This is a genomic window from Arthrobacter koreensis (assembly GCF_009193255.1).
GTDB classification, from domain to species: domain Bacteria; phylum Actinomycetota; class Actinomycetes; order Actinomycetales; family Micrococcaceae; genus Arthrobacter_B; species Arthrobacter_B koreensis.
In genome coordinates, this window is the sequence record NZ_WACG01000002.1 from 251,979 (window position 1) to 273,587 (window position 21,609).

Annotated in this window: 19 protein-coding genes and 1 riboswitch; of the genes, 11 read left to right on the forward strand and 8 right to left on the reverse strand. The window is 66.4% G+C overall.

Features of this window, described 5'->3' with window-relative positions:
* Positions 1 to 12: 12 nt before the first annotated feature.
* Both GD628_RS08150 and GD628_RS08155 read right to left on the reverse strand, forming a co-directional pair.
* Positions 13 to 1,104, reverse strand: coding sequence for a winged helix DNA-binding domain-containing protein (locus GD628_RS08150; RefSeq protein ID WP_152274380.1), 1,092 nt, complete (start codon positions 1,102 to 1,104; stop codon positions 13 to 15).
* Between the two features lie 37 nt (positions 1,105 to 1,141).
* Positions 1,142 to 2,374 carry an ROK family protein gene (locus GD628_RS08155; RefSeq protein ID WP_226802431.1) on the reverse strand — a complete coding sequence of 411 codons (1,233 nt, stop codon included), beginning with the start codon at positions 2,372 to 2,374 and terminating at the stop codon, positions 1,142 to 1,144.
* A gap of 100 nt (positions 2,375 to 2,474) precedes the next feature.
* Here GD628_RS08155 and gap point away from each other — a divergent pair, with 100 nt between their 5' ends.
* On the forward strand, positions 2,475 to 3,485 hold the full coding sequence (gene gap, locus GD628_RS08160; protein ID WP_152274382.1) for a type I glyceraldehyde-3-phosphate dehydrogenase: 1,011 nt from the start codon (positions 2,475 to 2,477) through the stop codon (positions 3,483 to 3,485).
* 14 nt (positions 3,486 to 3,499) lie between these two features.
* On the opposite strand, the gene GD628_RS08165 is transcribed toward gap, so the two are convergent.
* Both GD628_RS08165 and GD628_RS08170 read right to left on the reverse strand, forming a co-directional pair.
* Entirely contained in the window at positions 3,500 to 4,864 is a 1,365-nt protein-coding gene (locus GD628_RS08165; protein ID WP_152274383.1) for an LssY C-terminal domain-containing protein, read from the reverse strand.
* A gap of 113 nt (positions 4,865 to 4,977) precedes the next feature.
* A complete protein-coding gene (locus tag GD628_RS08170; protein WP_152274384.1) occupies positions 4,978 to 6,387 on the reverse strand; it encodes a cryptochrome/photolyase family protein in 1,410 nt (469 codons plus the stop codon).
* Between the two features lie 271 nt (positions 6,388 to 6,658).
* Here GD628_RS08170 and GD628_RS08175 point away from each other — a divergent pair, with 271 nt between their 5' ends.
* Together GD628_RS08175 and GD628_RS08180 are read left to right on the forward strand one after the other, a co-directional pair.
* Positions 6,659 to 8,305 (forward strand): MDR family MFS transporter, encoded by a 1,647-nt coding sequence (locus GD628_RS08175; protein WP_091605950.1) that lies wholly within the window; start codon positions 6,659 to 6,661, stop codon positions 8,303 to 8,305.
* Positions 8,302 to 8,823 carry a MarR family winged helix-turn-helix transcriptional regulator gene (locus GD628_RS08180; RefSeq protein ID WP_152274385.1) on the forward strand — a complete coding sequence of 174 codons (522 nt, stop codon included), beginning with the start codon at positions 8,302 to 8,304 and terminating at the stop codon, positions 8,821 to 8,823. The genes GD628_RS08175 and GD628_RS08180 overlap by 4 nt, the downstream gene beginning before the upstream one ends.
* On the opposite strand, the gene GD628_RS08185 is transcribed toward GD628_RS08180, so the two are convergent.
* Positions 8,816 to 10,678: an ABC transporter ATP-binding protein gene (locus GD628_RS08185; RefSeq protein WP_091605948.1), complete on the reverse strand. Its 1,863-nt coding sequence runs from the start codon at positions 10,676 to 10,678 to the stop codon at positions 8,816 to 8,818. The two genes, GD628_RS08180 and GD628_RS08185, sit on opposite strands and share 8 nt — an antisense overlap.
* Positions 10,679 to 11,005: 327 nt before the next feature.
* On the opposite strand from GD628_RS08185, the gene GD628_RS08190 reads away from it, so the two are divergent.
* The 3 genes from GD628_RS08190 to GD628_RS08200 all read left to right on the forward strand — a co-directional run bounded on the left by GD628_RS08190 (position 11,006) and on the right by GD628_RS08200 (position 14,472).
* A complete protein-coding gene (locus GD628_RS08190) occupies positions 11,006 to 11,473 on the forward strand; it encodes a MarR family winged helix-turn-helix transcriptional regulator (RefSeq protein ID WP_152274386.1) in 468 nt (155 codons plus the stop codon).
* 161 nt (positions 11,474 to 11,634) lie between these two features.
* Entirely contained in the window at positions 11,635 to 13,062 is a 1,428-nt protein-coding gene (locus GD628_RS08195; protein WP_152274387.1) for a YhgE/Pip domain-containing protein, read from the forward strand.
* An 81-nt stretch (positions 13,063 to 13,143) separates the two neighbouring features.
* Positions 13,144 to 14,472: a pyridoxal phosphate-dependent aminotransferase gene (locus GD628_RS08200; RefSeq protein WP_152274388.1), complete on the forward strand. Its 1,329-nt coding sequence runs from the start codon at positions 13,144 to 13,146 to the stop codon at positions 14,470 to 14,472.
* On the opposite strand, the gene GD628_RS08205 is transcribed toward GD628_RS08200, so the two are convergent.
* Complete coding sequence (locus tag GD628_RS08205; protein ID WP_152274389.1) at positions 14,469 to 15,266, reverse strand: putative protein N(5)-glutamine methyltransferase; 798 nt, start codon at positions 15,264 to 15,266, stop codon at positions 14,469 to 14,471. The genes GD628_RS08200 and GD628_RS08205 overlap by 4 nt on opposite strands.
* 113 nt (positions 15,267 to 15,379) lie before the next feature.
* Here GD628_RS08205 and GD628_RS08210 point away from each other — a divergent pair, with 113 nt between their 5' ends.
* Genes GD628_RS08210 through GD628_RS08225 form a run of 4 tightly spaced genes read left to right on the forward strand, consistent with a single transcriptional unit; the run spans position 15,380 to position 18,480 of the window.
* Positions 15,380 to 15,790, forward strand: coding sequence for a TOBE domain-containing protein (locus GD628_RS08210; protein WP_091605215.1), 411 nt, complete (start codon positions 15,380 to 15,382; stop codon positions 15,788 to 15,790).
* Positions 15,787 to 16,563, forward strand: coding sequence for a molybdate ABC transporter substrate-binding protein (modA, locus tag GD628_RS08215; protein ID WP_193313225.1), 777 nt, complete (start codon positions 15,787 to 15,789; stop codon positions 16,561 to 16,563). Before GD628_RS08210 ends, modA begins: the two co-directional genes overlap by 4 nt.
* Entirely contained in the window at positions 16,550 to 17,395 is an 846-nt protein-coding gene (locus GD628_RS08220) for an ABC transporter permease (protein WP_386916494.1), read from the forward strand. Before modA ends, GD628_RS08220 begins: the two co-directional genes overlap by 14 nt.
* Positions 17,395 to 18,480, forward strand: a complete 1,086-nt coding sequence (locus tag GD628_RS08225; RefSeq protein WP_152274390.1) for a sulfate/molybdate ABC transporter ATP-binding protein — start codon at positions 17,395 to 17,397, stop codon at positions 18,478 to 18,480. Before GD628_RS08220 ends, GD628_RS08225 begins: the two co-directional genes overlap by 1 nt.
* A gap of 88 nt (positions 18,481 to 18,568) precedes the next feature.
* Here the strand turns inward: GD628_RS08225 and GD628_RS08230 are convergent, their stop codons facing one another.
* Together GD628_RS08230 and GD628_RS08235 are read right to left on the reverse strand one after the other, a co-directional pair.
* Positions 18,569 to 19,252: a TetR/AcrR family transcriptional regulator gene (locus GD628_RS08230; RefSeq protein WP_152274391.1), complete on the reverse strand. Its 684-nt coding sequence runs from the start codon at positions 19,250 to 19,252 to the stop codon at positions 18,569 to 18,571.
* Between the two features lie 121 nt (positions 19,253 to 19,373).
* Complete coding sequence (locus GD628_RS08235; protein ID WP_152274392.1) at positions 19,374 to 20,288, reverse strand: macrolide 2'-phosphotransferase; 915 nt, start codon at positions 20,286 to 20,288, stop codon at positions 19,374 to 19,376.
* A gap of 234 nt (positions 20,289 to 20,522) precedes the next feature.
* A riboswitch (SAM riboswitch) is annotated at positions 20,523 to 20,642 on the forward strand.
* 77 nt (positions 20,643 to 20,719) lie between these two features.
* Between GD628_RS08235 and GD628_RS08240 the strand changes: the two genes are divergently transcribed.
* On the forward strand, positions 20,720 to 21,601 hold the full coding sequence (locus GD628_RS08240; protein ID WP_152274393.1) for a MetQ/NlpA family ABC transporter substrate-binding protein: 882 nt from the start codon (positions 20,720 to 20,722) through the stop codon (positions 21,599 to 21,601).
* Positions 21,602 to 21,609 lie beyond the last annotated feature (8 nt).

The window sequence follows — 21,609 nt, forward strand, 5'->3', positions numbered from 1 at the left end:
GAATTCCGGGGTTCAGGCCCGCCGAAGCGTCACCGGAGTGCCGAGGAACTGCCCGTAACCGAGGGCTGCCGCTTCGACGGCTTTCCAGTCGCGGCCGTTGAGCGGACGGAAGGGGTGCACAGTGACCTCGGTGGAGGCCCGGGAGGTTTTGCGGGACCACACACCTGAGATCCGGCCGCGCAGTACCAGGGTTGGCTTGAAGACACCGTTGCTGCCCGGCACGGTCAGCGGTGCATGCTCTGCAGCCAGCGCAGCGCTGCGGTCCGTGTAGCCCAGCAGGTACTCATCGAAACCCGGAAGCAGCACGGCTGTCCTCATCCGCGTCTCCTCGGTCACGGGCGGGACGGGCTGCCAGTGGACGCCGCCGTCGTATTCCACTTTCTCCAGCCCGTTCCCGCACGCGGCAATACCGCGCCGAATGGCGGTGACCGGGAGCTTGGTCCACCAGGCGAGGTCAGCGGCAGTGCCGGGGGAACGGCCACGGAAATACCGCCGGACCACCTCAGCCAGCGCCGCATCGCCGTCGAGGCCGCGACGCCGCGGCACCCACTCCTCGAGCAGGACGAACTGCTGCTCGGCGCCCTTGAACGGCCCAAGCACGGTGGTGCCGGAGACCGAAAGGTGCCACAGCAGGTGATAGCCGCGCTGCCCGGACGTTCGGATTCCCGCGCCTTCGAACCGGGCCAGCAGCTCCTTCCGGCCCAGCGCGCTGCGGTCCGCCAAAGCATTCCGGGCCACGGCCCGCGCCTGTTCCACGGTCCGGTCATCGAGCCCAAGTTCCGCACGCCGCCGGGCAGCGGAGCGGAGTGTCCGTTCCGCTGTCATGGCCAGCAGCCAGTGCACGTCCTCGGCCGCGAGCACGTGCAGCGTGCCGCGGAACGGCCAGGTACGGACCAGGGCGCCCGAGTCGAATGCTGTCCGGACCTGCTCCTGGGTAGCGCCGCTGCGAAGGCCCAGCGACCACAGGACACCGGGCAGGTCCTGGCCCTGGAGGGCAAAAAGACGCCCGACGGCGGCTTCGGGGCTTGCGGCCTGCGCCTGCGTGCCCAGCGCCTGGCTCCCGGTCCGGCGTAGGAGCAGCTCGGTACGCGTTAGGGTTTCCATTTCTCCTCCGCTGTGCCGGTGGCAGTGCACGGCAAGTCTAGGCGGAGGGTACCGCCTCCGGGGAAGGAGCAGTGCCGTTGCCCGGCCTCAGGTCAAGCAGCCGTGCCTCCACATGGTCAAGCGCCAGCCGGACGGCTCCGGTGGCAACCAGCATTTCGCCCAGTTCGGAAACTGCCAGGCGCGGCGGGTCCGGCACGTACCGGGCAAGTTCGTCGGTCATGCCGGGGAGCAGTGCCGTGGCCGAGGCGGCCACAGCGCCGCCAATGACTATGAGCCGAGGGTCGAAGAAGGTGGAGACCAGCGCCAGGACCCGGGCCATGCGCCTGGCGATCCGGTCCAGGATCTGCGCTGCGGTTTCGTCCCCGGCGGCGGCCGCCTCGAAGACGTAACGAGCCGAGACACGGTTCGTATGTTCACCGATCAGGGCACGGATCATTCCCTCGTGCCCGGCGTCCAGTGCCGCCGTGCCCCAGTGGCGTGCCAGCTTAGCGATGCCGTCCTGGTTGCCTACGCCCTCAACCAGTTCAAGGCCTCCCATGGTTCCCGCCCGGCCTAGGGCGCCGTGGACCAGCCTGCCGGATTCGATGACTCCCGTACCGAGGCGTTCGCCTGCAAGGATGACGGCCAGGTTGCTTTCATCCGCACCGATTCCCCGCCAGCGCTCGGCGAGGGCAGCCAGCTTCGCGTCATTCTCCACCAGGACCGGCCAGCCGAATCCTTCGGCGAATTCCTGTGTCAGGCCAAGATCGAACATGGGTGCCAGTTCCTGCCCGGGGGCGATGGTTCCCTCCGGAGTGACCTGCGCGGCGATTCCCAGGGCAACGGCCAGGACGCTTGCAGCCGGCACGCCGGCGTCCGCCAGTGCGTCCCGCGTAGCCGCAATAACCGCAGACCGCCGGTCAGCCGGTGTACCTCCGTGGTAGGGGAAACGGGACTCGGTTCCACCCACGACGTTTCCGGCGAGATCGGAGACTACAACGCGTACGGTGGCCAGGCCGACGTCGAGCCCCAGGACAAAACCGGCGCTCTCATTGAATTCGAATCGCCGTGCGGGCCGCCCCTTCTGCCCTCCTGCGCGGGGAGACGCGGCCTCCCGTGCCCAGCCGCGGGCAATGAGATCGTCGCAGACGGCGATGACCGTGGCGCGCGTGAGGCCCGTGGCCTGGATCAGGTCCGTTCCCGTAGCGGACGGTACGGTGCGCAGTACGTCAAGGACTGAGCGCAGGTTGGTGCGGCGCAGCAGCTGCGGAGTGCTGGCAGAAACATCCAAAGTTAGGGCCCCTTTGACGAGTGGCGGGAATAACAGCATAATTGTACTAGTTCATATATTTAGTCTCTAAATTTAGTCCCCACGCCTTCAGGAGGCCCTTGTGAGTATTCGAGTTGGAATCAACGGTTTTGGCCGCATCGGGCGCAACTTCCTCCGCGCCGCGCTGCAGAGCGAGAACGGTTTTACCGTTGTTGCGGTCAATGACCTGGCAGATCCGGAGCAGCTGGCGCACCTGCTGAAGTACGACTCGGTTGCGGGCCGCCTCGCTGAAGACGTACGCGTGGTGGACGGCGACATCAAGGTTGGAACCCAGACCATCAAGGTCCTCGCCGAACGTGATCCGGGCAGCCTGCCGTGGGCTGAGCTGGGAGTGGACATCGTCATCGAATCCACGGGCCTGTTCACCAAGGCAGCCGACGCCGGGAAGCACATTTCCGCCGGCGCGAAGAAGGTCCTGATCTCCGCTCCCGCGAAGGATGAGGACTTCACCGTAGTGATGGGCGTGAACGACGGCGATTACGACGCCGAGAAGCACAACATCATCTCCAACGCTTCCTGCACCACCAACTGCCTGGCCCCGATGGCAGACGTGCTCAACCGTGAATTCGGCATTGAGCAGGGCCTGATGACCACCATCCACGCCTACACGGCAGACCAGAACCTCCAGGATTCCCCGCACCGGGACCTCCGCCGCGCCCGCGCCGCAGCCCTGAACGTGATCCCCACGTCCACCGGCGCAGCCAAGGCCATCGGCGTCGTCCTTCCGGAGCTGAAGGGGAAGCTGGACGGCTACGCCATGCGCGTTCCGGTTCCCACGGGTTCCGCCACGGACCTGACCGTTACGGTCAGCCGCGAAACCACTGCCGAGGAAGTGAATGAGGCTTTCCGTGCCGCAGCCGCTTCGGACCGCTGGTCCGGCATCCTCACCTACACCGAGGATCCGATTGTCTCCTCGGACATCGTCGGGGATCCGGCATCCTGCATCTTTGACTCGGGCCTGACCAAGGTGCAGGGCAACCAGGTGAAGATCGTTGGCTGGTACGACAACGAGTGGGGTTACTCCTCCCGTCTGGTGGACCTCACCGCGCTGGTGGCTTCCAAGCTCAGCTAGTGCTGTCCGGGGATTCAATCCCCCCGCCGAGAGGGCAGAAACGGCTCGTTTGAACGCTGAAACGAGCCGTTTCTGCCCTTTCGCTTAAGGTGGGAGAACTTCCGGGCCCGGTCGCTTGAAAGGGCCAGGAGGATGAGCACGTCCAGCGCATAGGCCGGCCGCTCGCTTTGCAGGACCTGGTCCGGATCGCCCGCGATAAACGTTGCGCCCTGCAGGATGATGGAGATCGAACTCAGGACCATCGCTGTGATCCGGGCCCAGTTGGTTCCGCGCACCACCAGCAGTGCCAGGGTGCCTTCAAACGCGGAGAACACCAGCAGGACGATGCCGACCGGTACATACACGTCCGCGGCGGCAAACAGTTCGCGGTCATCCCCGGCAAGGTCTGCCACCCAGGTCCGTTCCGCGGATCCGGTAAAAAGCAGTCCGGCTACGGCCAGCGCGGCAGCCACGCGCAGCAGGATTAGCACCGCGCCCACCACAATCGGTGCCGGACGTCCGGCGCGGTGGCGCGCCCGTCTGCCGCCGGACTGGTCCTGATAGGCACCGCGCACGGCACCGGTGTCGAGAACAGGCAGGTTTCCGTCGGTGCGGATGCTGTCCCCGCCGCCGTTGCGTGAGTGATAGCCCGAGGAAAAGTCCTGGATGACCGTCAGGGAAACCTCGCCGGAGGCTGCCAGGACGGATTCAACGACGTGGTCCCGTTCATGGTCCACATCCGGGCTGATCCGGTGGGTCACCTGCAGCGTGAAGTAGGAGAGTCCAACGGCCCGGTCATAGGAAGCGGCAGCCAGCCAGTCGACGGCGATTCCCCCGGGCAGCTTCCAGCCGTCCGGGCACTTCCAAAAGCGGATATGGTGCCGTTTGCCGGGATTGCCGTCCACTTCCTGCTGGTAGGCGAAGTCCTGCTGGCGTCCGAACAGGAAGAGCGGTGAGACCGGTGCCGCGTCGTAGCTGCGGCGGAAGAGGGTGGAGGTGATGATCTTTCGGCTGCTGGCAAAATCCACCGGGTCCGCCTCGGTCCAGCCGGCACTGCGCATCAGCGCATGGAGCTGCCCGGCGTTTCCGTTGAACGCGAGGTTTACCGGGTCGCCGAACAGCCCGTCACTGGTCCGGGTGCGGCCCATGAAGTAGTCCGGTATGTAGATGCTGGTCAGGATCCTGTGCAGCCGCGGCAGCACGAGGTAGGCCAGTGCGGCCCAGAAGAACACCAGGAACCAGATCCGCCGGAAGCTGAGGCTTTCGTCCAGGAGCAGTACGGCAAACCAGATAGCCGCCAGCCCGCCGAACACGAAGAACCCCCAGTCGAAGGCTGCCTCAACGGTGGCGCGGCGCGTGCGGACCGCTCCGTCCTGAGTGCCAGCCCGATCCCGGGACATCCTTGCCTCCATGGCTGGACGGTTGATGTCCAGCCAAAGCTAGCCCGGCCGGCACGTCCGCCGATAGGGCATCCGGCCATACAAGTGCTGTTAGGACGGCTTTGGGGAGCGGGTCAGCGGATGCTCTCGTAAGCGTCGAGCGCATGCTGCCGTGATTCCTTCAGGTCCACCAGTGGTTCGGGGTAACCCGGCAACAGGGCATCGGGCACCCACCGGGAGATGTAGGCGCCCTCTGGATCAAACCGCTTTGCCTGCGTCTCCGGGTTGAAGATGCGGAAGAAGGGAGCGGCATCTGCACCGGACCCGGCAACCCACTGCCAGTTCGCCGGGTTGCTCGCTGGGTCTGCATCCACGAGGGTTTCCCAGAACCACTCCTCGCCCACCCGCCAGTGGATACCCAGGTTCTTGATCAGGAAGCTGGCCGCCACCATTCGTACCCGGTTGTGCATCCAGCCCATGGTCCAGAGCTGCCGCTGGCCGGCGTCTACCAGCGGAATCCCGGTCAGCCCGGCCTTCCATGCATCCAGCGGTTCCAGGTTCTCCGGACGGGACCCGGCGTCCAGCCCGGGGGCGCGCAGTATGGAAGGGGTGACTGCGGCACCCTGCGGTTGGTCCCAGGGAAACCCGTCGAAGGCCGGCCGCAGGTTCCGGGTTGCCAGGTCCGGGTTGTGGAAGAGCTGGTGCCAGCAGAACTCGCGCCAGCCGATTTCCGTGCCGAACACGTCAGGGCCCGGCCCGTTCCCGCGCACCTGCGCCAGTGCATGCCAGACCTGGAACGGGCTGACGTGGCCCCACCTCAGGTAGGGGGAGAGGCGGCTGGTTCCAGGCTTCGCCGGACGGTCCCTGCCGTCGTCGTAGTCCTGGACCGGTCCGTCGAGGAAATCTTCGAGGGCACCCAGCCCGGCCGATTCGCCCGGCGTCCATGCCTCCGCCAGTCCGGCGGTCCAGTCCGGGTGCTTTGGCAGCAGCTCCCAGCTGTCCAGGTCATCGCCGGAGGGGAGGGCCGACGGCGGGCGGCCGGCTTTTGCGGGCGCATCCAGCGGGGCCCGGAAATCCTGGGCGGAGAGGGCGCGCCAGAACGGGGTGAACACCCGGTACGGACCGCCTTGCCCTGTGCGGACGGTCCAGGGTTCGTGCAGCAGGGAAGCCTGGAAGCTTTCCGCGTGGACATCCTCTCCGGCTGCCCATTCCTTGACCGCGGAGTCCACTTCCCGTTCCGGGCCTCCGTAGCGGCGGTTCCAGTAGAGGTTGCCGGCGCCTGAGGCGCTGACGAAGGCTGGAATGGCTTCCCCCGCGGGGCCGCGCAGGAGTACCAGTGGAATGTTGAGGGACGCGAGGTCAGCGCCCAGGGTCTGCAATGCGTGGTGGAGCCACCATTTCGCCGCGGCTCCGAGCGGGCGGATTCCCGGGGACTCCTCGTCCAGGACGTAGACGGCCACGGCACTGCCGTCCTGGGCTGCGGCGAGCAGCGCGGGATTGTCCGCCGTGCGCAGGTCGTCGCGGAACCAGGCGATGGAGACCACGGGCGGGTCCTTTCCTTGAAAGTTGCCAGTACTAGAGACCCTACCTGCGGTCCGGCAGCAACGTTGCAGGGGGACTGCCACAGCTGTCCTGGAAGGGCACGCTGTGTTCTTCGGCACGAAACTAGTTGTCTAAGGCAACCACTTGTATAGTTGACCTAAATCAACTATCAGCAGGAGTCCGATGCCCCCCGCAGTTAATGCCCCCACAACCCCGCCGGAACAGCAGGAAAAAGCGAAGAAATCACGCCGCACGGTCTCACCCGACGGATCCATGACCCACCGCCAGGTGCTGGAGTCCCTGTCCGGACTGCTCCTGGGGATGTTCGTTTCGATCCTCGCCGGAACCGTGGTGTCCACGTCGCTGCCGCTGATCATCTCGGATCTCGACGGCGACCAGTCGGCCTACACCTGGGTGGTCACCGGAACGCTGCTCGCAACGACGGTCTCTACGCCGCTGTGGGGAAAGTTCGCTGACCTGTTCAACCGGAAACTGCTCATCCAGCTGGCCCTGGGCATCTTTGTGCTCGGTTCTGCGCTGGCCGGTTTCTCCCAGGACACCGGAACGCTCATTGTTTTCCGTGTCCTGCAGGGCCTGGGTGCCGGCGGGCTCGCAGCGCTGAGCCAGATCATCATGGCGGACATCATCAGCCCGCGTGACCGCGGCAAGTACGCGGGCTTGTTTGGTGCCGTCATGGCTGTGGGAACCGTCGGCGGGCCGCTGCTTGGCGGCGTCGTAACCGATGCCTTTGGCTGGCGCTGGAACTTCTTCATCGCCCTTCCCGTGGCGATCGCGGCCATCATCCTGCTGCAGCTCACCCTGCACCTGCCCCGGCACGCCAAGCGCAAGGTCCACATTGACTACCTGGGAGCCGTGCTGATCGCCGGCGGCGTATCCCTGCTGATGATCTGGGTGACGCTCGCGGGCAACCAGTTCGAGTGGGCCTCCCTGGCTTCCTTCCTGATGGTCGCCGGTTCGGCAGTCCTCCTGATTGCAGCCGTGCTGGTGGAGTTCAAGTCCCCGGAACCGATCATCCCCCTGTCCATGTTCAAGAACCGCACGTTCACCCTTGCCGTGGTCGCCAGCATCTCGGTGGGCGTGTCGATGTTCGGCACCTCCGTGTTCCTGGCCCAGTACATGCAGCTGGCCCGCGGTGCCACGCCGACTCAGTCCGGCCTGCTGACCATTCCCATGATGGCCGGCCTGCTGATCGCGTCCACCCTGTTTGGCGGGATCATCAGCCGGACCGGCAAGTGGAAGGCCATCATGATCTCCGGTGGCGTGCTCACCGTGCTGGGAACCATCCTGCTGGGCACTCTGACGTATGAAACCAGCCTCGTGCTGGTGGGAATCTACATGGCTGTCCTCGGTGCGGGCCTGGGCATGCTCATGCAGAACCTTGTGCTGGTGGTCCAGAATTCAATCGAGGTGAAGAACCTCGGTGTTGCCACGAGCGCCGTCACCTTCTTCCGCAGCCTCGGCGGAACGGTGGGCGTTTCCGTCCTGGGCTCGGTGCTGGGCACGATTGTGTCCTCCCGCATCAAGGACGGCATCACCGCCCTCGCCCCCGCAGACCAGGCCGCGGCCGCGGCAGCCCTGGGCAGCGGTACCATCCCGAAGATCTCCGAACTGCCGTCCGCGATTGCCGCCCTGGTGGAAAGCGCCTACGGAGTCGGCGTCGGACATGTGTTTATGTACAGCGTGCCGCTGGCCGTGGTCACCCTGGTAGCGGTGATCTTCCTGCCGAACGCCCAGCTGGGCCGCCAGAATGCCGTGCAGCTCAAGAAGGCCGCCGGTGCTGCTGCCCGGGAGGACGAGCCTGCGGAGAATGCCCTCTCAGCTGTTGCGACGGGGTCCGTTGCGTTGGTCGATCCGTCCTCGCCGTCCGGGCAGCCGGATGGGGAGCGCCCCGCACAATGAGTCCGGAGCAGCCCTCCCGTGAGCGGGCGCTGCGTGAGGTCGAATCGAACCTGCGCCTGCTCACCGAGGTGGTCCGGACACGGATGCGTGAGGCCGCCCGGGCAGTGGATCCGTCGCTGTCCCTGTTCGGGCTGAAGACGCTCCAGCTGCTCAAGCGCTTCGGGCCGCTGCACTCCGGGACGGCGGCTGACCTGCTCATGGTGGACAAGAGCGTGATCAGCCGGCAGTCGCGCCAGCTCGAGACCCTGGGCCTCATCGAGGTTCAGCCGGACCCCGCCGACAGGCGGGCGAGGGTCCTGGTGCTGACGCCGGCCGCCAGCGACCGGGTGACTGCCGTGCAGACAGGGATCATGCTTGATCCGGCAGTGCTGGGCTCATGGACCACGGAGGACCTGCACCGGTTCGCCGGCTATCTCGCCCGCCTCGGCGGAAGCGGCCGCTCCGGGATGGGGGCCCCGCTCTCCCCGGCGGGCCAGCCGGCGCGCGACGGCGGTGCCCCGGTCCAGCGCGCTAGCTGAGCGCGGGAGCCTCGCTGCGCCGGGCAGCCAGCCGGGCAAACGGCCCTGCGGCAGCGCCGAGTTCGGCAGGAGTTCCCTGCTCGACAATCCGACCGGCGTCGAGCACCACCACCTGGTCAGCGTTCTGCACCGTGGAGAGCCGGTGGGCGATGGTGAGCGTGGTGCGGCCGGCGGAGAGCCTTTCCAGGGCCTGCTGGACCTGGGCTTCAGTGCTGTTGTCCAGCGCCGAGGTTGCCTCGTCCAGGACCAGAACCGGCGGATTGCGCAGGATGGTCCGGGCGATTGCCAGGCGCTGCTGCTCGCCGCCGGAGAAGCGGTGGCCGCGGGCTCCCACCAGCGTGTCCAGTCCGTCCGGGAGGGCGCCCACCGTGTCCGCGATCTGTGCGGCCGCCAGCGCGTGGAGCAGCTCCGCATCGGTCGCGTCCGGCTTGGCCAGCAGGAGGTTCTCCCGTACCGAAGCGTGGATCAGGTACGTCTCCTGGGAGACTACCCCCACTATCCGGGACAGGTCCTCGGGGGCCAGCTGCGCCACATCCACGCCGTCAAGGAGGACCCGCCCGCGGCTGGGATCGTTCAGCCGCGGCACCAGCGAGGCAAGGGTGGACTTGCCTGAGCCGGTGGCTCCCACCACGGCGGTGGTGGTTCCGGGCGCCAGCGTGAGGCTGATTCCGTGCAGAACCGGTGCGCCGCCGTCGTAGGCAAACTCCACGTCCTCGAAGCGCACCTCGCCGCGGACCAGTCCCGGTTCCAGCCGTACCGGGTGCGCCGGTGCCTTGAGCTGCGGCTCCAGATCCAGGTACTCAAAGATACGGCTGAAGAAGGCCAGTGCGGTCACCCACTGGACGCCGATGTCCAGCAGGCCCATTACGGGCCGGAAGACCGCCGCCTGCAGGCCCGTGAAGGCGACCAGCGTTCCTATCGTCATGCCGCCGCTGGTGGCGGGGAACCCTGCGGCCAGATAGATCACCGCGGGAATCGCGGCGAAGACCACCTGCATGGTGGCCATCCGCCAGCGGCCGGCGAGCTGGCTGCGCAGCTCAAGTCCCACGAGGTTTTCCGAGCGGGCGCTGAAACGCCGGGCGTCACGCGGGATGGTGCCCAGTGTCTTGGCAAGGCGGACTCCGGAGACGGAGAGCCCCTCTTCCACCTGGGTGTGCAGGGCGGCCAGTTCGCGCTGGCGTTCGTCGGTGACCGTGCGCCGCAGCTTCGCCACCTTGCGGGAAAGCCAGATGGCCGGCGGCAGGACCATCAGGGAAATCAGGCTGAGTCCGGGGGAGAGGGCCACCATGGCGGTGGCCGTGGCAATGGTGGCGGTGAGGTTCGCTGCCACGCCCGTCGCCGTCGTCGTGACCACGGACTGCATGCCGGAGATGTCATGGGTGAGGCGGGACTGGACCTCACCGCCGCGGGTGCGGGTGAAGAAACCGAGCGACTGTGCCTGCAGGTGGGTGAAGAGCTGCACCCTCAGGGTGTGCATTACGCGCTGGCCCATTTTGGTGGCCAGCCAGGTCTGTATGACGCCGATCGCGCTGGTGAGGGCGGCAACGCCCACCATGGATGCGGTAAGGATTACCAGCAGCCGGAGGTCCTGGCCTGGCAGGGCATCGTCGATGACTGCACGGACCAGGAACGGCTGCGCAAGGTTGACTACGGATGCCGCAGAGATCAGTGCAATGACGACGGCGATCGTCCGCTTGTGCGGAACGAAAAGTGCCGCGATGCGGCGCAGGCTGACGGGATGGCGTGTGAGTTGTTTCGAATCCGCCGGGTTCAGCCGTGCGGGTCCGCGGCCGCCGCCTCCGCCTGAACCGCCGGGTCCGGAGGTTCCGGGGACGGCGCCTGGGCCGTCGGACATGCCGGTGCCCGCGTGATCACGGTTGTTGTTGTGGGCCAAAGGTTCCTCCTAGTGCATTCCGGCGCCGCAGCGGTGGCTGCATTCGATCGGATATGTAGAGGTTACCTCATTATGTGGTTTATAGGCACATATGGGTGCGGTGTCACACGAGGTCCTGCGCCAGCCGCTGGGGCCCGCAAAGTCCGTCAGTTCGCAGGGAATCGACCGGTTTGCAGTTCTGCTGCCGGTTACAACTGCGGGCAGAACTCGGAACTGGCAGCAGATAGCGCGCCCGTACTGGGGCTACCTCACAGTGTGGCTGCTCACCGAATGGCTAAACTGGGGAACATGCCGCACTCCTCCGTAGATTCATCCACCCTGGGCGAGCTGATGCACACCGCCTTCCGTGGCCTGAGAGGCCGGTGGATGAAGCAGTTGGCACCGTTCAACCTGACGCCGCACCAATTGCGGGCACTGAACGCTGTGGCGCGAAGCGGGAACGACGGCGGCCTCCGGCTCAAGGACCTGGCGGAAAGCCTCCGCATCGCACCCCGGTCGGCCACGGAAGTGGTGGACCAGTTGGAGGCCAAGAAACTGGTGCAGCGCGGACCGGACCCGTCCGACCGCCGTGCCACCCTGATCTCGCTGACCGACGAGGGCATCCGCATGCGCGCCGAAGTCCGGGAAGACCGGGCACGCCAGGCAGACGAGTACTTCGCCGTACTTTCCGAGGAAGACCGTGCCGGCCTCGAAAGGATCCTGGCGCAGCTGGCTGGGGAGGAGACTCATCGCCATCGCAGGCACGGGAGTGCCTAGCCACAGCAAACCAGGCGCAGAAAGTTCTGCCGCGCAGCCGCCCCCCGGCTCGCCGAGCCTGTGCGCCGGACCCGGGCGGACGTACCGTTCATAGGGACAGTGCTTCCCCCAACGTTCGGAACGTGCGGTGACACCGCGCGGCATCCCGGGAGGTAGTTCCCATGCCCGCTCACGAACCACACTCACGCCGCGGCACAGAACCCACCTCAGGCACCCGCTACCAGGGCGGCAGGGCCGGAGCCTATTTCTCACCGCGCACCTGGCTTCTCCCGCTGCTGGTACTGCTCCTCCTGGGCGGGGCCGGCTCCGCGCTGTACATCGGTGGGCTGGGCAGCCCGGAGAGCAACCTCAACCACCTGCCGGTGGCCGTCGTAAACCGGGACCAGGGAGCTGAGACCCCCAGCGGGCAGGAAAACTTCGGCGAAAACATCACCAGCACCATGGAGGCGGACTTCGCCAAGACGGACAAGATTGAGCTGCGGCCGTTGAGCTGGGATGACGCCCAGCACCAGCTGCGCACCGGGCAGGTCTTCGCCGCGGTGGTGGTCGAGGAGGACTTCTCGGAAGCCGCCGTCTCGCTGGTTTCCTCGTCGTTGACCGACGGCGCGGCCAGCCGGCCGGAGATCATGCTCTACACCAATCCGCTGGCGAGCCCGCTGGCCAGCGAACTTGCGGCAGACGCCGTCGAACCGGCGCTGCAGCAGGCCAGCATCAGTCTGGGCGAGCAGCTGGAGGACACGGCGCGCCAGGCCCAGGGTGCGGCAACCGAACGCCAGAGTGCCGAGCTGGCAGAGGCCGGAGTCCCGGCGCAGGTGCAGGAACAGCTGGCCCCGAAAATCGACGGGACCTCCGCAGAGGTGCTGCGCAATCCGATCCAGATCACCGAGGGAGCGTTCCAGAAACCACCGAATGGTGCCGCGCTCGGGATGGGTGCTTTCTTCTATTCCGTCCTGCTGATGGTGGTTGGCCTCAGCGGTTCGGTGACGCTGCACTTCCTGGTGGACTCGCGCGTAGGGGTGCTGCCCGTGGAACTGGGCGCCCGCTACGTCCTGGGGCCCAAACTGCTTCCGGCGCGCTGGTCGGTGTTCCTGCTCAAGTGGGGCATCGCCGTCCTCGCAGGCCTGCCGACCGCCGGACTGATGATGTGGGTTGCCAACGCCGTTGGCATGCCCCTTCCGCACGGTGGCTGGTTCTTCTTCAGCACGTGGCTGTCCATCGTCACGGTGTCGGCGGTGACGTTCGCCCTGATTACGATCTTTGGCAGCGCCGGCATGGTGCTCTCCCTGATCTATGTGGTGTTCATGGGCCTTCCGGCCGCCACCGGCGTGGTACCGCTGGAAACCCTGCCGGGGTTTTTCGCGTTCATAGCCCGCGGTGAACCGCTTTACCAGATGACGATCGCCAATAAGGCAATTCTCTATTACGACGCCGAAGCCTCCGCCGGCCTGCAGGCGGGACTGATCGGGATGGGCGTCATCATCCTCATAGCCGTAGTGCTTGGCCTGCTGTTCTCGGTCCTGTACGACCGGATCCGCGGCGTCCGGGAGGCGGCTGCGGATGTGGGAGACGCGGCCGCCCGCACGGCCTAGGGTTTTGGGGTTCGCCCCCACTCGAAGCTCAGGTTCCGGGGCCGGTTTTGCGGCGGGGCCCGGCGGTGGGAAAATCCGAACATGCCCCCTATGCAGAATTCAAGCCGTTTGCAGAACATCCGTTATGACCTGAGGGGGCCGGTCCAGGCGGTCGCCAAGCAGATGGAGGCGGCGGGGCAGCGGATCCTGAAGATGAATCTGGGGGATCCGGCACCCTTTGGGCTGGAGGCCCCGGAATCGATTGTGGTGGACATGATCCACCACCTGCGCGGAGCCCAGGGCTACAGCGACTCCAAGGGTATCTACTCCGCGCGTACCGCTATTTCGCAGTACTACCAGACCCGCGGCCTGATGCAGATCGGCGTGGAGGACATCTGGGTTGGCAACGGCGTCAGCGAACTGATTTCGATGACGCTGCAGGCCTTCCTGGAGCCCGGGGACCAGGTACTGATTCCCGCACCCGACTACCCGCTCTGGACCGCGTCGGTGATGCTGTCCGGCGGCGAAGCCGTGCACTACGCCTGCGACGAATCCAACCAGTGGTGGCCGGACATGGCTGACGTTGAAGCCAAGATCAGCGACCGCACCCGCGCGATCGTGATCATCAACCCGAACAACCCCACCGGCGCCGTCTATCCGCGGGAGATCCTGGAGCAGTTTGCCAACCTGGCCCGGCGCCACAACCTCGTGCTCTTTTCAGATGAGATCTACGAGAAAATCGTCTACCGGGGAGCAGAGCATATCCACACCGCATCCGTGGCAGGCGACCTTCCCGTACTGACGTTCTCCGGACTGTCCAAGGCGTACCGGATGCCCGGTTACCGGGCCGGCTGGGTGGCACTGACCGGCAAGCGGGCCGATACCGCAGGTTACCGGGAATCGCTGGACCTGCTGGCTTCACTGCGGCTGTGCGCCAATGTTCCGGCCCAGCATGCAATCCAGACGTCCCTGGGCGGATACCAGAGCATCAATGACCTCGTGAAGCCGGGCGGACGGCTCGCAGAGCAGAGCGACCTTGCCTGCCGGCTGCTCAACGGGATTCCCGGCGTCAGCTGCGTGCCTGCGTCAGGCGCGATGTACCTGTTCCCGAAGCTGGACCGCGCCATGTACCCGTTCGACGACGACGAGCAGTTTGTCCTGGACCTGTTGGAGGAGCAGAAGATCCTCGTCTCGCAGGGAACCGCGTTCCACTGGCCGGATCCGGACCATTTCCGGTTCGTCATCCTGCCGGCGGAGGAAGACATCCGCGACGCCGTGAACCGGATCGCCGAGTTCCTCGCCGCCCACCGGGCCCCGGACCCGGTAGGGGAGGGCGGTGCCGCGCCGGAACCTGCAGCAACGTCCGGGGCCGGAACAGGATCGGATATGGACGGCGGTTCCGTTAAGGAAACCGGGCAGCCAGCCGTCTAAACGATCCGCTGCGCCAGTGTGCCGGAAACCACGGCCGTGGCCGTGTCAGGGTCGGTCCGGACCAACGGTTGGAACCCTGCGGCGCTAACGTCCGCTGCCAGGTCCGGTGCCTGTCCGGCGCTGCACTCAACCAGCAGTTGCCCGTCCTTGCCCAACCAGGCAGGAGCCTGCGCCGCTATCCGGCGGAGCACTTCCAGTCCCTGCCTGCCGCCGTCCAGTGCGGCGGCAGGTTCGTGGAGGCGCGCTTCGCGGGGGAGGAAGGACTGCTGTTCCGTGGGGACGTAGGGTGCGTTGGCCACGATGATGTCTATCCTGCCGTGCAGATGCCGTGGCAGGGCAGTGAACAGGTCACTCTGGTACACCGGAACCCGTGTCCCCAGGTTCATCCGGGCAGCGGCCACAGCACCCGGCGCAAGGTCAGCGGCGTACAGCTCGGCATCCGGCAGGTCAGCGGCGAAGACGGAACTCAGCGCGCCGGCGCCGCAGCAGAGGTCCAGTATCACCGGGGCGGTCCGCCCTCTTGCGGACTCGAGGGCCGCAACGGCGAGGAACTCGGTCCGCGGGCGGGGTATGAAGACACCGGGCATCACGCGTACGCGCCGGCCCATGAACGCTGCCCAGCCAAGCACATACTCAAGCGGCTCGCCGGTGAGCCGGCGCCGGAGCATGGACTCGGCGTCGTTCACCGTGGCTCCGCCGCGGAGAATCAGGCCCGCTTCTTCGGCAGCAAAGACACAGCCCGCCTGCTGAAGCTGCGCGGTGAACCGTGCGAGAAGCTCCCGGTCTGCGTCCATGCCGCCGCCCTGTCCTTTCCATAGTCCACGGTTCGGGTCTTCCCGCCGCCGGATCTCCGCATATATCTCCACACCAAGTGGAAATGAACGCATCTGCGGTTTATTGTCGTTGCATGCCTAGCCTGCGAGTTGCCGAAGCGGCACGGTTCCTGGGGGTCAGTGACGACACAGTGCGCCGCTGGATTGAGAACGGTACCCTGACCGGGCACCGGGATGCCAGTGGCAGGCAGACGATCGACAGCCTTGAACTCGCGCAGCTCGCCCGAAGGCAGGCCCAGCTGCCGGATGACCCGACGGAAATTGCCAGCTCGGCACGGAACCGGTTCGTGGGACTGGTGACGGAGATCGTCATGGACAAAGTGATGGCGCAGGTTGAACTGCAGTGTGGTCCGTTCCGCGTCGTTTCCCTCATGAGTTCCGAGGCGGTGCGCGAACTTGGCCTGGAATTGGGCTCTACTGCCACGGCGGTGGTCAAGGCGACGAACGTCATGGTTGAAGTGCCGCCGGGAAAGAAACACCCGTGAGCCGGTGCCGCCCAGGCAGGGCCCTGGCTGCCCTGCTCCTGACCGGGACACTGGGCCTCAGTGCGTGTGCGGTTCCTGCCGGTGACCAACAGAACGGCACCTCTGAACTGACGGTGTTCGCTGCGGCGTCCCTGGCCGCGCCTTTCACCCGGCTGGCGGAGGACTTCGAGGCAGCACATCCCGGGACAACTGTGCGCCTGAACCTGGCCGGCTCCGCGGACCTCGCCGCCCAGATCCTCGCCGGAGCTCCGGCGGACGTTTTTGCCTCCGCCGACGAGGCCAACATGGCCAAGGTGGTGGATGCGGGAATGGCAGCCGAAGAACCCCGGAATATTGCAACGAATACGCTGACCATCGCGGTGCCAGCGGGAAATCCGGCGGGAATCGCCGGCTTCGCGGACCTCGCGGCTGCCGGGGTGCAGGTGGTTGTGTGTGCCGAGCAGGTTCCCTGCGGTGCTGCAGCGGAAAAACTGGCCCAGAACGCCGGTATCCTGCTCGCACCGGTGAGCGAAGAATCGTCCGTCACGGGCGTCATGGGCAAGGTGGTTTCCGGAGAAGCCGATGCAGGGCTGGTGTACGTCACTGACGTACGTGCCTCTGGAGGCAAGGTCCAGGAGGTGCCGTTTCCCGAGGCGAAGGAGGCAGTGAACCGGTATCCGCTGGTTCGGCTGGCCGCGGCTGGAGACAGCGGCCTGGCTGATGCGTTTGTCCGCTATGTTGGCGCAGACGAGGGCCGGAGAGCCCTGCAGGAGGCCGGATTTGGTGTCCCGTAGCAATACGGTGCCGCTGCCGCGCTGGGTGCTGGCCGGTGCCGCCGCCGGAGCGCTGTTCCTGCTGCTGCCGCTGGCCGCGGTGGCAGCGGAGGTCAACTGGGCCGAGTTCATTCCACTGGTCACATCCGAATCCTCGCTAGCTGCCTTGTCGCTGAGCCTGCGGACGGCAGCTGCCAGTACCCTGCTCTGCGTGCTCCTGGGCGTGCCCCTGGCGCTGGTCCTTGCCCGGGCCCGTTTTCCGGGGAAACGCTTGGTGCGTTCACTGGTACTGCTTCCCCTGGTGCTGCCTCCGGTGGTGGGCGGCATCGCCCTGCTCTACACCTTTGGGCGGCAGGGGCTCCTTGGCGGGGCACTCGAGGCGATGGGCGTCCAGGTCGCCTTCTCGACGGCCGCCGTCGTCCTGGCGCAGACCTTCGTGGCGCTGCCCTTCCTGGTCCTCACCCTCGAGGGCGCCCTGCGGACCGCCGGAACGCGCTATGAGGCCGTGGCCGCGACGCTCGGAGCACGCCCGTGGACCGTCCTGCGCCGGGTTACCGTACCGCTGGTCCTCCCCGGCCTGGCAAGCGGTGCGGTGCTCTCCTTTGCCCGCTGCCTGGGCGAATTCGGTGCCACCCTTGCCTTCGCAGGCAGCCTGCAGGGGGTCACGCGGACCCTCCCGCTGGAAATTTACCTGCAGCGGGAGGCCGACGCGGACGCTGCGGTGGCGCTTTCGCTCGTGCTCGTCCTGGTAGCCGTAGTTGTGGTGGGGCTGTCCTACCGGTCTGCTCCGGCACGCTCCGCGGACACGCGTTCCGCCGGCGGACGTTCCGCCACGGCAGGAGCAGCCGACTAATGGGGCTGCGGATCGAGGCGGTGCTTCCGGAACGGGGGATAGACGTCCGTTTTGACGTTGGAGACGGAGAGACCGTGGCCCTGCTCGGTCCGAACGGGGCGGGGAAGTCGACCGTTGTTTCGCTTCTGGCCGGCCTGGTCCATGCCGACGACGGACGGGCCGAATTGAACGGCACCACGCTCTTCCACCGCACCAAGGGCAAAGGCATGTCCCTGCCGGCATATCGACGCGGAACATCTCTCCTTGCCCAGGAAGCGCTGCTTTTTCCGCACCTGAGTGCGGAGGAGAACGTTGCGTTTGGTCCGCGCAGCACGGGTGTTCCGCGCAGGAAGGCACAGGCAGCTGCCCGTCGCTGGCTCGCCGAAGCTGATGCCGCTGCACTGGCCGCCAAACGGCCGGGGGAACTTTCGGGTGGCCAGGCGCAGCGCGTGGCGCTGGCCCGTGCCCTGGCTGCGGAACCGGACCTGCTGCTGCTGGATGAGCCGATGGCCGCCCTGGATGTTGAAACGGTTCCGCTGATGCGCAGGCTGCTGAAGCGGGTGCTGGCCGGGCGCAGCGCCCTGATCGTCACGCATGACGTGCTCGATGCCCTGACCCTGGCCAACCGGGTCCTGGTAATGCAGGAAGGCCGGATCGTCGAGTCCGGCCCGCCGGCCGAAGTGCTGCGCCGCCCGCAGAACCCCTTCACGGCCAGCCTTGCCGGGCTCAACCTGGTTCGGGGGAACGTCCGCGGGAACCGCCTCCTGGCTGCCGGAGGACTGTCGTTCGCAGTGCCCGACGCCGGCGCTGGTGTACAGGGCGTCCCGCTGCTAGCCGTGTTTCCGCCGTCGGCCATTGCGGTTCGAAGGCCCGGCGCCGCCGGCACGGCGAACCCGGGCCGGGAGATCCTCGGCGTAACGGTGACGGACCTTGAGCCCCAGGGGGACCGGATCCGGGTGCGGGGCGCCGGACTGGCGGCGGACATCAGCCCCGCCGCCGCGGCTGAATTGTCCCTGGTGGTGGGCGAGGAGGCGGAGTTCCTGCTCGATGCGTCCGCAGTGACCAGCTACCCGGCTTCGGCGGTACCGGGGTGGCGCACCGTTTAATACAGCTTGATGGGGAGACTACGCCAGAATGGAAGCCTGCTCCGACGCATGGGCATTGTTCACCAGGATCTCGAGGCCGCCAAAGCTCTCAACTGGCTCGGCTGGATTCGATGCCACGGATGAAATTCGCCACCAGGAAGTCCAGTGACTGACGGGAGACCTCGTCGTTGATGCTGCGGTGTCCGAAGCGGTTGGCCCGGGGATGGCCGTCAGTGTCCTGCGGCTCCGGTTCGCCTGCGTCCTGCCCGGACCCGGCCGGTGCGGAAGCAGCCGGATTAGACCCCGCCCGCGCAGGGGAGGCACCTGCCGGGCCGGCAGCCCCGGCAACGGTCACGGTGCCGATGACTGCGGCCGAGATGCCCAGCAGGCAGTCGAAACCCTCGTCTTCATCCAGGCCGGCGGCGGAGAGCGCGGACAGCAGCCGTTCCACATCAGCCGGCGCGGCGAGGTTGACCAGGCTGCGGGGGCTAAGAATGATGCCAAGCAGCCAGGGGTGGGCAGTGAAGGTCCGCCATAGGGATCCGGCCATGTGGGCCAGCATGTCCTGCCACCGCTGTTCGCCCTCTGGCAGCAGTGAATGGCTCTTCACGGCGTCAGCCATCAGCAGGAGCAGCTCCCCGCGCCCCGCAACGTGGCGGTAGAGCGCCATGGCGGAGACACCAAGATCTCCGGCGACCCGGCGCATGCTGACCGCCTCCAGGCCCTCTTCATCCGCTATCCGCGCCGCCGTTCGGGCAATACCTGCGGGGCTGAGCGGCTGGTTCGCTGCCATGGGACTGCCTCCGAGCGGTTGTACCGGTTCATTCCCGGACTGCCTGGCGAATCCGGTTCCGTTTACAGTGTAAACCCGTTCAGCGGCGACCCCAGGGTGGAGGAAAATCGATGTGCCGCCCCTAGGACTGCAGCAACTGGGCCTGGGCGGCTTCCCGGTGTTCCGGCCGGCCGGTGGTCAGGGCGAACATCGCGTAGTTCAACGGGCCGGCAGCGATCAGTGCACTGCAGCGCTCAGCCAGGCGGGGCTCGGCAACCCCCGCCGTGTCCCGGTAGCGGCTCACCACGGCGTCGAAGGAATCCGGAGAGACGAGCCGGACATACATAAACTCCAACGCCGGGTCGCTGACTTTGGCTGTGGTCCAGTCCAGGACCGAGACGATCCGGTCAGCATCATCGAGGAGGAGATGGGCCGGGTACAGCTCGCCGTGCGTGAGTACCGTACGTTCCGGCCACAACCCGTCGTCATCGAGCCACCGCCGCCAGCCGTCAAGTAGGCCCGAATCAATGCGGAACTCAGCCAGCGCGTCATCGAGTGCCATGGCCCAGTGTGCGCGGACTTGTTCCGGGGTCTCAACGGGGACTCCGGCGGCTGCAGCGGCAAGCGTGTCGGTGCCGTGCAGGGAGGCTATGAGGTCTCCCAATGACGCGAGGTAACCGCTCGACGCCGGGTCGAAATGCCAGACCGGCTGGTTTCCTTCACCGATGGTGAGGCCCGGACTCCCCGGGAGGAGCGGGTAGGCGACAAGGTCCGGTTCCTGGATCTTCCAGTCGGGCACTGCGACGCTGAGCCGCGGCCGTACGAAGGCAAGTATCGCTTCCTCACGTTCCTGGTTCGCTGCAACGTCCGGGCGGCGCGGCAGCCGCAGCACCCACGTCTTCCCGGTACCGGACTCCGCAGCAAAGACAACCCGGTAATCGAGGCCCGCTTCATTGAATTCAACAGAGTCTGCATCCAGGAACAATCCATGGGACGCTGCCAGCGCGCAGACCTCCTTAGGTGCAGGCGGGACTTCCGCTGCCGTCTCAGGGCTCATTGCTTCCTCTCTCCGGGGGCATCCCACACTCATCCGCTGGCAGACTCGGTGGGACCATGCCTCCCAGCTTTACCCATTGAGGCGCCGTTTGGGAATCCGGGCCGGACGTACCGAAACCGTCCGCACCGCGGATTTGTGTCCTTCTGTTGCGGACGTGGTCTCCGTGTGACGGCACGCGACGCCGAACGTCAGTGGAGTGGCACCTGGGGCTTTCCGGTCCTAGCGTGATCCATGAATCAAGAGTTCCAGCCACAGGCCCTGGCCGGCTGGACAGCAACCCTCTCGTCGTAAGCGGGGTGCTCCAGGTGAAGATTCGGCCCTGCCGCGGGACTTCCCGCAGGGCAAGTACGGCGCCGGGCACTGCCCTCACAGCGGCCAGCGCACCCCTTCTTCGCGGCCCGCCGCGATCCTGACCGGAGAGAAACCACAAAATGAAGATCAACCGGAAGTTCCTTGCCCTTGCCGCCGTGCCGCTCCTTCTCGCGGGAGCGGCGGCCTGCGGTTCAGCCGAGGGTGACGAAGGAACCGTCAAAATCGGCGTCGTCGGTGCCAGTGATCCCTACTGGGCAACCTACGAGGAAGCGGCCGAGGCCGAGGGCATCGACGTCGAAATCATTGATTTCGCAGAGTACACGCAGCCCAATCCGGCGCTGACTGAGGGGGAGCTGGACCTGAACCAGTTCCAGCACATCATCTACCTTGCGCGCTACAACGAATCCTCCGGCGAGGACCTGGTGCCGGTGGGTTCCACCGCCATCTATCCGCTGGGCCTGTACTCCACCCAGTACGGTTCGGTGGAAGACATCCCCGCCGGTGCCACCGTGGCGGTGCCCAATGACGAAAGCAACCTGGCCCGGGGTCTTCTGGTGCTGCAGTCCGCAGGGCTCGTCTCGCTTACCGACGGCGGCAGTGCCTTCGCCACCCTTGATGACATTGATGAGGCAAAGTCCAAGGTGAAGGTCACCACCCTGGAAGCCTCGCTCACGCCTACCTCGCTGCCGGACGTTGCTGCGGCGATCATCAACAACGACTTCGTCGAAGACGCCGGGCTCAGCGCTGCCGACGCCATAGCCCAGGACGACCCCGCGGATCCCAAGGTGATTCCGTACGTGAACATCTTCGCTGCCCGCGCGGGTGAGGAGGAAAACGCCACGTACCAGAAGCTGGTGGAAATCTACCAGGACACCCAGGCGGTGCAGGACGGTGTCCAGAAAGCCTCGGGCAACACTGCCCGCTTCCTGAAAGTGCCGCAGGCGGACCTGCAGGCGTCCCTCGCGGATGTCCAGGAAGACATTCGGAACCTGGGCAAGTAAACGCGGAA